The 12,964-nt window shown below is 66.8% G+C and carries 13 protein-coding genes; 3 read left to right on the plus strand and 10 right to left on the minus strand.

The window, feature by feature from the left end:
• Positions 1-88 precede the first annotated feature (88 nt).
• Together groL and groES are read right to left on the minus strand one after the other, a co-directional pair.
• The gene (gene groL, locus AC5RUQ_RS07665) at positions 89-1,699 is read right to left on the minus strand and encodes a chaperonin GroEL (RefSeq protein WP_256248322.1); all 1,611 of its coding nucleotides are present in this window, start codon (positions 1,697-1,699) and stop codon (positions 89-91) included.
• Positions 1,700-1,776: 77 nt separating this feature from the next.
• The gene (gene groES / locus AC5RUQ_RS07670; protein ID WP_050054380.1) at positions 1,777-2,073 is read right to left on the minus strand and encodes a co-chaperone GroES; all 297 of its coding nucleotides are present in this window, start codon (positions 2,071-2,073) and stop codon (positions 1,777-1,779) included.
• A gap of 224 nt (positions 2,074-2,297) precedes the next feature.
• On the opposite strand from groES, the gene AC5RUQ_RS07675 reads away from it, so the two are divergent.
• Positions 2,298-3,233 carry a DMT family transporter gene (locus AC5RUQ_RS07675; RefSeq protein ID WP_493946743.1) on the plus strand — a complete coding sequence of 312 codons (936 nt, stop codon included), beginning with the start codon at positions 2,298-2,300 and terminating at the stop codon, positions 3,231-3,233.
• Here AC5RUQ_RS07675 and AC5RUQ_RS07680 read toward each other — a convergent pair.
• Positions 3,158-3,535, minus strand: coding sequence for a hypothetical protein (locus AC5RUQ_RS07680; RefSeq protein WP_493946744.1), 378 nt, complete (start codon positions 3,533-3,535; stop codon positions 3,158-3,160). The genes AC5RUQ_RS07675 and AC5RUQ_RS07680 overlap by 76 nt on opposite strands.
• A gap of 53 nt (positions 3,536-3,588) precedes the next feature.
• Here AC5RUQ_RS07680 and AC5RUQ_RS07685 point away from each other — a divergent pair, with 53 nt between their 5' ends.
• Entirely contained in the window at positions 3,589-4,821 is a 1,233-nt protein-coding gene (locus AC5RUQ_RS07685; protein WP_493946745.1) for a THUMP-like domain-containing protein, read from the plus strand.
• A 5-nt stretch (positions 4,822-4,826) separates the two neighbouring features.
• Here the strand turns inward: AC5RUQ_RS07685 and AC5RUQ_RS07690 are convergent, their stop codons facing one another.
• Together AC5RUQ_RS07690 and AC5RUQ_RS07695 are read right to left on the minus strand one after the other, a co-directional pair.
• Entirely contained in the window at positions 4,827-5,657 is an 831-nt protein-coding gene (locus AC5RUQ_RS07690; protein WP_493946746.1) for a shikimate 5-dehydrogenase, read from the minus strand.
• Positions 5,658-5,746: 89 nt separating this feature from the next.
• Positions 5,747-7,192 carry a glycoside hydrolase family 3 N-terminal domain-containing protein gene (locus AC5RUQ_RS07695; protein WP_493947186.1) on the minus strand — a complete coding sequence of 482 codons (1,446 nt, stop codon included), beginning with the start codon at positions 7,190-7,192 and terminating at the stop codon, positions 5,747-5,749.
• Positions 7,193-7,578: 386 nt separating this feature from the next.
• On the opposite strand from AC5RUQ_RS07695, the gene AC5RUQ_RS07700 reads away from it, so the two are divergent.
• The gene (locus AC5RUQ_RS07700; protein WP_163162019.1) at positions 7,579-8,730 is read left to right on the plus strand and encodes a glutamate--cysteine ligase; all 1,152 of its coding nucleotides are present in this window, start codon (positions 7,579-7,581) and stop codon (positions 8,728-8,730) included.
• A gap of 77 nt (positions 8,731-8,807) precedes the next feature.
• Here the strand turns inward: AC5RUQ_RS07700 and tsaD are convergent, their stop codons facing one another.
• Genes tsaD through alr form a run of 5 tightly spaced genes read right to left on the minus strand, consistent with a single transcriptional unit; the run spans position 8,808 to position 12,940 of the window.
• Positions 8,808-9,896, minus strand: coding sequence for a tRNA (adenosine(37)-N6)-threonylcarbamoyltransferase complex transferase subunit TsaD (tsaD, locus tag AC5RUQ_RS07705; protein WP_493946747.1), 1,089 nt, complete (start codon positions 9,894-9,896; stop codon positions 8,808-8,810).
• The gene (gene rimI, locus AC5RUQ_RS07710) at positions 9,893-10,372 is read right to left on the minus strand and encodes a ribosomal protein S18-alanine N-acetyltransferase (protein ID WP_493947187.1); all 480 of its coding nucleotides are present in this window, start codon (positions 10,370-10,372) and stop codon (positions 9,893-9,895) included. The genes tsaD and rimI overlap by 4 nt, the downstream gene beginning before the upstream one ends.
• A 44-nt stretch (positions 10,373-10,416) precedes the next feature.
• Positions 10,417-11,088, minus strand: a complete 672-nt coding sequence (tsaB, locus tag AC5RUQ_RS07715; RefSeq protein WP_493946748.1) for a tRNA (adenosine(37)-N6)-threonylcarbamoyltransferase complex dimerization subunit type 1 TsaB — start codon at positions 11,086-11,088, stop codon at positions 10,417-10,419.
• The gene (tsaE, locus tag AC5RUQ_RS07720) at positions 11,088-11,720 is read right to left on the minus strand and encodes a tRNA (adenosine(37)-N6)-threonylcarbamoyltransferase complex ATPase subunit type 1 TsaE (RefSeq protein ID WP_493946749.1); all 633 of its coding nucleotides are present in this window, start codon (positions 11,718-11,720) and stop codon (positions 11,088-11,090) included. Before tsaE ends, tsaB begins: the two co-directional genes overlap by 1 nt.
• Positions 11,717-12,940 (minus strand): alanine racemase, encoded by a 1,224-nt coding sequence (alr, locus tag AC5RUQ_RS07725; protein ID WP_493946750.1) that lies wholly within the window; start codon positions 12,938-12,940, stop codon positions 11,717-11,719. Before alr ends, tsaE begins: the two co-directional genes overlap by 4 nt.
• Positions 12,941-12,964: the final 24 nt, after the last annotated feature.

The raw sequence follows: 12,964 nt of genomic DNA on the forward strand, positions 1-12,964 counted from the left end.
GGAGCGTCTGACGGCACCAAAAAACCGGCCCAGCGATGCCGGACCGGTTTTTTGTGACTATAGGGCTGGGCCCACGTCCCTGTGGGGACTAGTGGCTGTGGCCTGCGTGCTCGTCTTCCTCGGCAGGCTTCTCCACAACAAGGGTCTCGGTGGTGAGAACCAGTGCTGCGATGGAGGCTGCGTTGCGGAGGGCCGCACGGGTGACCTTGACGGGGTCGATGACGCCGGCGCCGATCAGGTCCTCGTACTCGCCCGTCTTGGCGTTGAAGCCGTTGTTGGTCTCGAGCTCGGCAACCTTGGCGGTGATGACGTAGCCGTCAAAGCCGGCGTTCTGGGCAATCCAGCGCAGCGGCTGGACCAGCGCGCGGCGGACAATGCCCACTGCAGCGGCGGCGTCGCCTTCGAGAGCCTTGACAGCCGGGTCCTCATCCAATGCCTTGAGGGCGTGGATCAGGGCGGAGCCACCACCGGCGACGATGCCTTCTTCGAGGGCAGCGCGTGTGGAGGAAACAGCGTCCTCGATGCGGTGCTTCTTTTCCTTCAGCTCAACCTCGGTGGCTGCGCCGACCTTGATGACGCCGATGCCGCCGGCCAGCTTGGCCAGGCGCTCCTGGAGCTTTTCGCGGTCCCAGTCGGAGTCGGTGCGGGTGAGCTCGGCACGGAGCTGGGCAACGCGTGCTGCCACGTCTTCTGCGGAACCGGCGCCGTCAACAATGGTGGTGTTGTCCTTGGTGACCGTGATGCGGCGGGCAGTACCCAGCACCTCAAGGCCAACCGTGTCCAGGCTCAGGCCCAGTTCCGGGGAGACAACCTGCGCACCGGTGAGGGTGGCGATGTCCTGCAGCATGGCCTTACGGCGGTCGCCGAAGCCCGGAGCCTTGACGGCAACAACGTTCAGGGTGCCGCGGATGCGGTTGACGATCAGCGTGGACAGGGCCTCGCCGTCGACGTCCTCAGCGATGATGAACAGCGGCTTGGAGCTCTGCAGCGCCTTTTCCAGCAGCGGCAGGAACTCCTGCACTGAGGAGATCTTGCCCTGGTTGATCAGGATGAGGGCGTCCTCGAGGACGGCTTCCTGGCGCTCTGCGTCGGTGACGAAGTACGGGGACAGGTAGCCCTTGTCGAACTGCATGCCCTCAGTGAGGACCAGTTCGGTCTGCGTGGTGGAGGACTCTTCGATGGTGATCACACCATCCTTGCCAACCTTGCCAAATGCCTCGGCGAGGAGCTCACCGATTTCTTCGCTCTGGGCGGAGATGGCTGCAACGCTGGCTACTTGGGTGCCTTCAACGGGGCGGGCGTTCTCCAGCAGGCGGGCGGCAACGGCTTCAACGGAAACCTCGATGCCGCGCTTGATCTGGCCGGGAGCGGCACCTGCCGCTACGTTGCGCAGGCCTTCCTTGACCAGGGCCTGGGCCAGAACCGTTGCCGTGGTGGTGCCGTCGCCGGCAACATCGTTGGTCTTGGTGGCGACTTCCTTAGCCAGCTGGGCGCCAAGGTTCTCGTACGGGTCGTCCAGCTCAACTTCGCGGGCGATGGTGACGCCGTCGTTCGTGATGGTGGGAGCGCCCCACTTCTTGTCCAGGACGACGTTGCGGCCGCGCGGGCCGAGCGTCACCTTGACGGTGTTGGCGAGCTTATCAATGCCGGCTTCAAGAGACCGGCGGGCAGCGTCGTTAAACGCAAGCTGCTTTGCCATGGTTTTGTCCTTTCAAGACAGAACCCCGCGCAGCTGACCAGCAGAACGCATGACCAGCGGCACGGGGATCCGGGGAGTTACTTTACGACGATCGCCAGGACGTCGCGGGCGGACAGTACGAGGTACTCGGTGCCGCTGTGCTTGACTTCGGTTCCGCCGTACTTGGAGTAGATAACAACGTCGCCCTCGGCAACGTCGAGCGGGACGCGGTTGCCGTTGTCGTCAAAGCGGCCGGGGCCTACTGCAACAACTTCGCCTTCCTGGGGCTTCTCCTGCGCGGAGTCCGGGATAACCAGGCCGGAAGCCGTGGTCTGCTCGGCTTCGAGCGGGCGGACAACAATACGATCCTCAAGAGGCTTAATAGAGACCGACACTCGGACCTCTCCTTTTCGTCAGCAAATTCGTGGACTGGAAAGCTTTCCGCCCTGGCTGGCATACCGTCGTCGCGGTGCCGGCAGCAGCCTGGCTGGCAGCTCTTCATGTGTTAGCACCCTCCTAGGGAGAGTGCTAATGAAGACTCTATGTAAGGGTTAGCACTCGGTCAAGGCGAGTGCCAGCGTTTCGTCATCCGCGAACCCTCCACATGTAGATTTGAGCGGTGCGAGCTGCCGTATACCTGATCCTTGCCAACCTTTTCTGGGCCGGCAATTTTGTCGTCGGCCAGGCTGCCATGAAGACCATGGAGCCACTCCAGCTGACGTTCTGGCGATGGGTACTGGCCGCAGTGCCGCTGCTGGTGCTGGCCCACGCCGTGGAGCGGCCCGACTGGCGCGCTGTCCTGCGCCGCTGGCCGGTCCTGCTGCTCCTGAGTTCCCTGGGCATGAGCGGCTACACCCTGTTGCTGTACAGCGCCCTGCAGCACACGTCTGCCCTGAACGCCTCCCTGGTGACCGCCGCGAACCCGGCACTGATCATGGTGCTGGCCGTGGTCCTCCTCCGGGACAGGCCGCGCCCGCTGAGCTGGATGGGGATCGGCCTGGGCCTGCTGGGCGTCCTGCTGGTGCTCACCGGCGGCGAACTGCAGCGCCTGCTGACGTTTTCCATCAACAAGGGCGAGCTGCTGATCCTTGGGGCCATCACCGTCTGGGGCCTGTATACGATCATCGCCCGCAGGCTGAGCATCCCCGCCATCACCTCCACAGCGGTGCAGGTGGCGATGGCGGCCGTGGTCCTGAGCCCGCTCGCCCTCGTGGCCGGCGCCGGCCTGCCGGGCACCCCTTCTGAGGGCTGGTCCCTAGCGTTCATTGCACTGTTTCCCTCGCTGGGCTCCTACCTGCTGTGGAACCTTGCCCTCAAGCGGACCACCGCGGCCAACGCCGGCAACTATTTGAACCTCATCGCGGTGTTCACCGCCATCATCACGGTGGCCCTGGGCCAGCCCGTCACTGTGGCGCAGGTGCTCGGCGGCGTCCTGGTCATCTCCGGGGTGCTGCTCACCAGCGCAGGCGGAAAGGCGCCTCAGCGTCCCAGGTCGTCGAAGTCGACGTCATCCCCGCCCTCACCCTCACCGGCCGACGAGTTCCGCCCCCGGTAAAGCACCACCGCCGCCCCTGCAGCCGTCAGCAGGGCAGCAACCAGGACGGCGATGCTGCCGGCACGGGCGCCGTCGTAAAGCCCCCGGATGTCCCGCGCTTCCTGGGTGTCACCGGCGATGTCGTCACCACCCACAGAGTAGACAGTGGCATTGAACGTATCGAGGAAAAAGATCACCACCAGGAGCCCGATGCACACCACCGTCACCAGGGATCCGGCAATCAGTGCCGGACGGGCGAATCTGGCGGGGCCCCTGTCCCTGGCTGGTTCTCCGGACTGCTGGGGGCCTGCGCTCTCTTCCATGCTTTCAACACTATCCGCATCCCGCCGGACCCTCCTCCACTAGGCTGGAATGCATGTCTCAAGCTCCCCATGACCAGATCGCGCCGCTCCTGACCCCCGAGGGATGGGACCTTTTGGCGTCTTTGGGGCCCTACCAGGAGGACACGTCGTTCGAACTCAACTCGGCCCTGCGCAAGGCCGGGCACTCCCCCGCAATGGTCTCCGCCGTCCTGACCCAGTCCAGGCTCCGGACCAGGGCCGAAGCCAAGTTCGGTGAGTTTTCCCGGAGCATGCTGTTCACCCAGGCCGGCCTGGAGCAGGCAACCAGGCTCAACGTGGCCGCCCGGCACGCCCAGCGGTTCGCGGAGGCGGGCATCAAGCACGTGGCGGACCTGGGCTGCGGCCTTGCCGCCGACTCGCTGGCGCTGGCTTCGATGGACATCACCGTGACCGCGGTGGAAATGGACGAGACCACCGCCGCCTGCGCCACGGTGAACCTCATCCCCTTCCCCAACGCCACCGTTGTCCATGCAGATGCCACCGCCGTTCCGCTGGACGGGATCGACGGCGTCTGGCTGGATCCTGCGCGGCGGGTCACCTCCACCTCCGGAACCAAGCGCATCTGGGACCCGGAAGCCTTTTCGCCGCCGCTGTCCTTTGTTCAGTCCCTGGCGGCATCCGGCCGCGCGGTCGGCGTCAAAATGGGGCCGGGGATGCCGCATGATTCCGTGCCGGCAGACTGCGAGGCCCAGTGGGTTTCAGTGTCCGGGGATGTCACCGAAGTGGCCCTGTGGTTCAACGCCGTCCGGCGGTCCGGAGTCCGCAGGGCAGCGCTGGTCCTGGGTAGCGAAGGTGCGGCCGAGCTGACCAGCGGCGAGGATTTCGGCGCAGGACCCGCAGCCCAGGTGGGACCGGTGGAAGGCTACCTGTACGAGCCGGACGGTGCGGTGATCCGCGCGGGGCTGGTGGCCGACGTCGCGCTGCAGCTGGGCGGGCACCTGGTGGATGAACACATCGCCTACGTCTGCGCACCGCAGCTGGTGGACACCCCCTTCGCGCGGGCCTACAAAGTGCTGGACGTCATGCCGTACAACGTCAAGGTGCTCAAGGCCTGGGTGAAGGCGGAGGGCATCGGAGTGCTGGACATCAAGAAGCGCGGCACCGCCGTGACCCCGGAGGAACTCCGCAAGCAGCTGCTACCCGGCGGCAAAAACGCAGGCAGCAGGAAGGGCGGCAACAAAACAGCCACCCTGGTCCTGACCCGCGTCGGGGAGGACCGGGTGGCCATCGTGGTGGAGCCGGCCTAAGAGCGCTACTGGGCGCGCATGAACTCCTCCGCCGCACGGACCTGCTCTGCGGTGGGCCGAACGCCGGTGTAGAGCACAAACTGCTCCAGTGCCTGGATAGTGGCCACCTCTGCTCCGGTGATTACCGGCTTCCCGGCGGCCCGCGCCGCCTTGATCAGCGGGGTTTCGGCGGGCAGGGCAACCACGTCGAAAACAACCTGCGCGGCGTCAATGGTTTCCTGCGGGAAGGCCAGGCTGTCCACGTCAGGTCCCCCCGCCATACCCCCTGCCATACCAATAGGCGTCACGTTGATGATCAGGTCCGCCGTCCCGCCGTCGAGCGCCGGACGCCACTGGAAGCCGTACTGCTCTGCAAGCGCCCGCCCCGTGGTCTCGTTGCGGGCAAGGACCGTGACATTAGCGAACCCGGCGTCACGGAGCGCAGCGACGGTGGCCTTGGCCATGCCCCCCGCACCCTGGACCAAGACCGAGTAGCTAGTGGGCACGGAGTTGGAGGCCAACAGCTGTTCGATCGCCGTGTAGTCGGTGTTGTACGCCTTCAGATGGCCCTCGGTGTTCACGATCGTGTTGACGGAATCGATGGCCTTGGCGGAAGGGTCCATCTCATCCACGAGGGCAATCACGTCCTCCTTGTACGGCATGGAAATGGCGCACCCGCGGATGCCCAGCCCCCGGACTCCGGCGATTGCCTGCTCCAGGTTGGTGGGGGCAAACGCCTTGTAGATCCAGTTGAGCTCCAACTGTTCGTACAGGTGGTTGTGGAAGCGGGTCCCGTTGTTGCTGGGACGGGCGGAAAGTGAGATGCAGAGGGTCATGTCTTTATTCAGAATGGGCACCTGACCATTAAACCCACACTCCCCCAACTGGGTAGCGCCAACTGTCATTGTGAGCCGCCGAAACGACAGTTGACGCTACCTGTTCGGGATCAGGGGCAGCCGGTTCCCGCGGGATAGCTTCCGACGGCGGCGGGCAGCTTCCCGGGTGCCGGCGCCGTCCCGGCAAGGACGGCGGCGAGGGCGTCGAAGGCGCCCTGGCTGCGGCCATAGAGCGCGATCTTCACCGGCGCCGCGGAGTGCTGCAGCGGCCAGGGTGCGTCGAGGGCAACGGCGATGTCGCCGCCTGCCGGCCGTCCCCCGAACGGGATGAGGCTGACCAAGGGTCCGGAGCCGACGGCGAGCCCGTTTCGCGCTGCAGCATCTGCGAAACGTGCCCGGTCCGCCGGGCTGCCGCCTGTGACCCGGACGGCACCGGATGCAAGGGGTCCACCGCAGTGCCCGGAGAGCACGGTGACGGCGGCGGCGGATACCTTGGCGGCGAGCGCGGCCCCGCTGCCGGCCGGGGCGCCTGTTGGGGCGCCGGTGCCCGCTGCTGCCCGCGCTTGCCAAGTCATCATGGTCGCCACCCGCAGTGCCGCTTCGTCCAGGCGGGCGGGTGGCAGGCTGCCGGTGGTGACAGCATTAACAATCGCGGCATGGGCCTGCCCAACGTCGGCCGGCATCAGCAGCAGGTCGGCACCCGCGGCAAGGGCCATCACGGCGGCGGACCCGGCCGGGTACTGCTTGTGCACGGCTCCCATGTTCAGGGCGTCTGTCACCGCCACCCCCTTGAAGCCGAGTCCCCGCAACGCGGAGTACGTGGGTTGGGAGAGCGACGCCGGCACTCCGGGTGCCAGGGCGGGCACGGCGATGTGGCCGGTCATCACCATCGGCGCTCCAGCGGCGATGGCGGCCTGGAACGGTTTCCAGTCCCGGGCGGCCAGTTCCGCCACGGTGGCCGGCTGCGTGGGAAGGTTCAGGTGCGAATCAGTGGTCACGGACCCGTGCCCGGGGAAGTGCTTGACGGCGGGAAGGACGCCTGCCGCCAGCATTCCCTGTGTGAATGCCACTCCAAGGCTGGACGCCGCATCGGGGTTTCCGGACATGGACCGGGCACCGATGGTGGGGTCCGCCGGCCCGATGGTCACATCAGTGTCCGGGGCAAAATCGGTGTTGAAACCAAGCGGCACCAACTCTGCGGCCAACCCCTGGCCGGCCTCCTTGGCAAGGGGTACGCTGCCTGCGGCGCCGTAGCTCATCGGCGACGGCCACTCCGTCAGCGGCGCATTCAGGCGCGCCACTATCCCGCCCTCCTGGTCCACGCCGATCATCCCGGGCCAGGGCCTGCCGTCCGCCGTTGCCGCCTGTGCGAGCCGCTTGTTGATGGCGGCCATGGCCGGCAGGTCCACTTTGCCCTGCGGGTCCAGCGGCACGTTGTCGCCCATGATGATGGCCCCGGCGAGGTGCAGGCGTTCGATGACGGCGGCATGGGCGCCTGCATCAGTCCCGGTGAAGAACGGAAGGAGGACCTGCCCGGCCTTCTGTTCCGGCGACATTGCCGCGACGGCAGCGGCTGCGGCGTCCTGGTCCCGCTGCTGGGGGCCCCACCCCAGCGGCCGGGACCCGGGATCGGCAGTTACGGAAGGTGAGGGGGAGGCGGTGGCGGGTGCCGGCGTCGTACTTGGTGATACGGAAGGTGCGGCGGACGTGGAGGGTGACTGCGACCGGACAGGCGCCGGGGCGGCGGTACAGGATGCCAAGGCTACCGCCGCGGATGCTGCGGCCAGGACGGGGAAGGATTTGTGAAAACTGTCACGCAGGTGTTGGAACGGGGCCATCAATACGATGCTACCCCTGCACTAGACTTGAAACACCCGTCCGCCTGCCAGCAGCAGCCTGTGAGCGGCGTGCGCCAGCAGTAAACCGGACAGTGAGGATACGTGTGAAGATTGACTTCGCTTCTTCGAGGCAATCAACCCTCGGTGTTGAATGGGAGCTCGCGCTGGTGGACGGCCGGACCGGCGAGCTCGCCTCCGTTGCCAACGAGGTACTGCGCGGCGTGGCCTCCCGCCACCCGGAACTCAATGAAGATGACGAGCACCCGCACATCAAGCAGGAACTGCTGCTGAATACCGTGGAGCTGGTCACCGGCATCTGCGAGACTGCCGCGGAGGCGAAAGAGGACCTCACCCGGTCCCTCGCTGCCGTCCGGGAAATCACCGATCCGATGGGTGTGGAGCTGTTCTGCGCCGGAAGCCACCCGTTCAGCCCGCCGCAGCTGCAGCCGGTGACGGACAAGGCCCGCTACGCAAAACTTATTGACCGCACCCAGTGGTGGGGCCGCCAGATGGTCATCTACGGCGTGCATGTCCACGTGGGGCTGGACCGCCGCGAGAAGGCGCTTCCCGTGCTGGACGGGCTGGTCAACTACTTCCCGCACTTCCAGGCGCTCTCGGCATCGAGCCCTTTCTGGGGTGGCGAGGACACCGGCTACGCATCTCAGCGGGCCCTGATGTTCCAGCAGCTGCCCACGGCCGGCCTCCCCTTCCAGTTCAGCTCCTGGGAGGAATACGAGTCCTATGTGCAGGACATGTTCACCACCGGCGTGATCGACACCCTCTCGGAAATCCGGTGGGACATCCGGCCCGTGCCGAACCTTGGCACCATCGAGATGCGCATCTGTGACGGCCTGGCCACGCTGGAGGAAGTCGGTGCCATCGCTGCCCTCACCCAGTGCCTGGTGGACGAGTTCTCCACCACCTTGGACAACGGCGGAACCATCCCCACCATGCCGCCGTGGCACGTGCAGGAGAACAAGTGGCGGGCCGCACGGTACGGCATGGACGCCATCATCATCCTGGACGCCGCAGGCAAGGAGCAGCTGGTCACCGACCACCTGCTGGAGACCCTCAACCGGCTGGAGCCCGTCGCCGCCAAGCTGGGCTGCCCGGACGAGCTGGCCGACGTCGAAAAGATCATCCGCCGGGGTGCCGGCTACCAGCGCCAGCGCCGGGTAGCCGAGGAGCACGGCGGCGACCTCCAGGCCGTGGTCCTGGACCTGGTCAAGCAGATGCGGAACGGTCCCACCGCCTGATCTCCATTGCGTTGACCTATCAGTTTTGGTCCCCAAACGCGTGTTTTAAGAACCAAAACTGATAGGTCAAGTGAAGTTCAGGCGGGGAGCGACACCGCTGTGACCGGCAGGGAGGAATCCGGGGCGAAGCGGATTCCGCTCGGCCCAATCCCCGCCATCACCAATTGCGCTCCCAGCGCCGCGACCATGGCGCCGTTGTCGGTGCAGAGGTCCAGGGGCGGAACGTGGAGCCTGATTCCGGCGGAGGCGCAGCGCTGGCCCGTCAGCTCTCGCAGGCGTGAGTTTGCCGCCACCCCGCCGCCGAGCAGCACGTCCTTGATGCCGTGCTCCCGGCAGGCCAGCACGGCCTTGGAGGAGATGATGTCCACCACGGCTTCCTGGAACGCGGCCGCGATATCGGCCACCGGAACCTCCTGCCCGCGTGCCTCGAACTGTTCAACGCACCGGGCCACGGCGGTCTTGAGCCCGCTGAAGGACCAGTCGTAACGGTGCGGGCCCGGTTCCTCGGACGTGCCCATGTACTTGGGCTGGCTGAGGCCGCGGGGGAAGCGGATGGACTTGGCGTTGCCGGTGCGGGCCACCTTGTCGATGGCCGGTCCGCCGGGGTAACCCAGCCCGAGGATTCGGGCCACCTTGTCGTAGGCTTCGCCGGCGGCGTCGTCGATGGTGGAACCGAGGAGGACTACGTCGTCGGTGATGCTGTTGATTTTCAGGATCTCGGTGTGCCCGCCGGACACCAGCAGGGCGCCGAGGTTTTCGGGCAACTGCGGCGCCTGCCCTTCCTTCCCGTCCAGCAGCCCCACGCCCACGTGCGCGACGAGGTGGTTGATGGCATACAACGGTTTGCCGGTGGCCACGGCCAGAGCCTTCGCGGCGCAGACCCCCACCATGAGGGCGCCGGCCAGGCCGGGGCCGGAGGTGACCGCGATCGCGTCCACGTCGTCCAGGGCCACGCCGGCATCGGACAGCGCCTGCTCGAGGGTGGGCACAAAGGCGTCAAGGTGCGCGCGTGAAGCGATCTCCGGGATGACCCCGCCGAACCGGACATGTTCATCCATCGACGAGGACACCGTGTTGGTCAGCAGGGCGGTCCCCCGGACTATGCCAACCCCGGTCTCGTCACAGGACGATTCGATGCCCAGCACCAGTGGCTGCGAGCGGTTCATGGCTGGCCTGCTTCCGTTGACGTGGCGTCTCCCGTTCCTTCGCCGGCTTCACCGTTGAGCTGGAGCCGCATGATAAGGGCGTCCACGCCGTCGCGGTAGTAGCGGGGCCGGACATGGATTTGTTCAAAGCCGAAGCGCCGGTAGAGCTGCTGGGCACGCGGATTATCGGCACGGACCTCCAGCAGGAGATCCGCCGCGTGCCTGCGGCGCGCCTCCTCAATGAGCCGGGTCAGCAGCGTAGTGCCAATGCCGCGGCCCTCGTATTCAGGCACGACGGCGATGGTCTGCACGTCGGCGATGGGTTCAATGCACATCAACCCGGCGTAGCCCACGATGCCGGTGCTGCTCTCCGCCACCAGATATTGGCGGGTCTCCGGCTGGGACAGCTCGTCATAGAACATCTGCAGGGGCCACGCATCCACCGGGAAAAGCCGTTGTTCCAGGACGCTGACGGCGATCACGTCCTCGGCGGTCATTCCACGTACGGAGACGCCATGGCTGCTGATGTCCGGGGCGGTGCTCACAGTGCCCTCTTCCTGGGTCCGGGGACCTGTGCATCGGATTCGCGGAGATACAAGGGGGTGGAGTCGAGGAGCTCGTCACCGGCCGCGAGCCGGGCCAGCGCGAACTGGCCCAGGTACAGGGCGTCCGGCTGTTCCGCTGCGAACTCCGGGTCCGCCTTCAGGGTGTCTGCGTAAAGCCCGGCGCCGGCGCCGTAGGCGGGCAGGTCCGGAAGGTCCGCGGCGAAGCCAACATGCGGACCGTCCTCCAGCACGGGAAGCCGGCCTTCGGGAAGGCGGTAGCGCGCCCAGTAGACCTCTTTGCGCCGCGCGTCCGTTACCACCAGGAATTCGGGGGCGGCGGCGGTGGATTCGGCGACTTCCAAAGCAACGGCGTCCAGGCTCATCAGCCCGTGGAGGGGCTTGCCCCAGACGAAGGACAGGGTGCGTGCGGTGGCAATTCCCGACCGCAGCCCGGTGAACGGGCCAGGGCCCACGCCTACCACCAGGGCATCAATATCGCTGCCGCTGACGCCGGCATCGGCCAGGAGCTGTTCGATCCCCGGGGCGAGCACCTCGGCGTGGCTGCGGGTGTCCTCGGTGGAGAAGCTGGCCACCACGCCTTCGAGGGCGTCGTCTGAAACCAGTGCCGCGCTTGCCACGGCAGAGGTGTCGATGGCGAGGATGAGCATCAGGCTTTCCCTTCAAAGGTTGCGACGGGTTCGGGAACAGCCGGCCAGCGGGGACCGTAACCGCGCATCACAATGGTCCGCGGCTCGTCCGTGTCCTCGTCCTCGAAATCCAGCATGCCGCCGTCGGTGGCGCCGGGAGCATTGGCTGTGGCGCCAAGGCCGCCAGTGCCCAACCCCATGGCACGGTGCAGATCGATCTCCAGCCGGCTCTCGCTCAGGTGCTCCACCCGGTCATGGCCCCACTCCACCACCGTCACGGACGAGTCCAGGGTGTTCTCGAGGTCGATGTCGTCTATCTCTGCTGCCGACCCCAGGCGGTACGCATCAACGTGCACCAGGTCCGGCCCGCCGGGACGCGGTCCGTCGGGCAGGTTGGGGTGGATGCGGACCAGGACGAACGTGGGGGAAATGATCCCGGCGCGGACGCCCAGCCCCTCTCCCAAACCTTGGGTGAAGGTGGTTTTCCCGGCACCCAGCTCGCCGGAGAGCACCAGCAGGTCCCCGGCTTCCAGGACCGACGCAAGGCGTGCGGCAAGCGCATGGGTCTGGTCCGCCGTCGTCGCGGTTAACGCCTTTTCCCAGTTGGGACGAACCCTGCCGGTGTCCCCTAACTCCGCGGAGGGCGCGTTCATGCGGCACCCTCTGCCCTGTGAACGACGGCGGCCGGAGCCTGTTCGTTGATAAAGCGGCGGGGCACGCGTGGGCTGATCCTGGTGACGATCTCGTAATTGATGGTTCCGGCAGCGCGTGCCCAGTCGTCGGCAGTGGGCCCGCCGTCGGTGCCGTCGCCGAACAGCTCGGCTTCGGCACCCAGCAGGCCGGCGCCGGCAGGGCCGGTGTCGCCGAGGTCGATGACCATCTGGTCCATGGCGATCCTCCCCACCACTGGGTAGGTTTTACCGGCCACCCGGACGGGACCGCCCGTAGCGACGCGGGGCACTCCGTCGGCGTAGCCCACCGGGATCAGGCCCAGGGTGCTGGGGCCGCTGGTGTGGTAGCGGAGACCGTAGGAGACGCCTTGCCCGTCCGGCACTTCCTTGCACTGGGAAACGAGGGTCCGCAGCGTCATGGCCGGGCGGAGTCCCAGCTCGGCCGACGTCTGCCCTTCAAAGGGCGACAGTCCGTAAATCCCCAGGCCCACGCGGACAAGGTCGAAGTGGGTGTCGGGCCGGGACAGGGTGGCCGGCGTATTCGCGAGGTGCCGGACCTCCGGGTCCACGCCGGCGTCCTCGGCAACGGCGAGCACTTCGCGGAACGCCGCGAGCTGCTGGTCGGTCTCGGGCCGCTCCGGTTCGTCAGCGACGGCAAGGTGCGAGAAGATGCCCACCACGCGCAGCAGGCCCTGGTCCTGGTATTCCATGGCTTCGCCCACCAGGTTGTCCCAGGTATCAAGCGTGGCACCGTTGCGTCCCAGCCCGGTGTCCACCTTCAGATGGACGCGGGCGGGGCGTTCCTGCTCCCGGGCAGCAGCAACAATGCGCTCAAGCTCCCAGCCGGAGCAGCCAATGTCGACGCCGGCAGCCACCGCCGCGCCAAAGTTGCTTTCCGTGGTGTGCAGCCAGGCGAGCACTGGAGCATCAATCCCGGCGGCACGCAGGGCCAGGGCCTCGGAGATGTGGGCAACCCCCAGCCACGATGCGCCTGCTTCAAGGGCAGCCCTCGCCACCGGAACCGCGCCGTGGCCGTAGGCGTCGGCCTTAACAACGGCCATGACTTTTGCCGGGGAAGCTGCTGCCGCCAGCCGGCGGACGTTGTGCCGGATGGCATCAAGGTCAATCACGGCGGACCGTTCGTGGCGGGGGTCCTGCACGGGGGCAGCGTCGAAATCACCGGTTGTAGCGGGGTAAGTCACCTTAGTGATTCTAGTGCTGGCGCT

The sequence above is a fragment of the Arthrobacter sp. MDT2-3 genome, assembly GCF_059090465.1.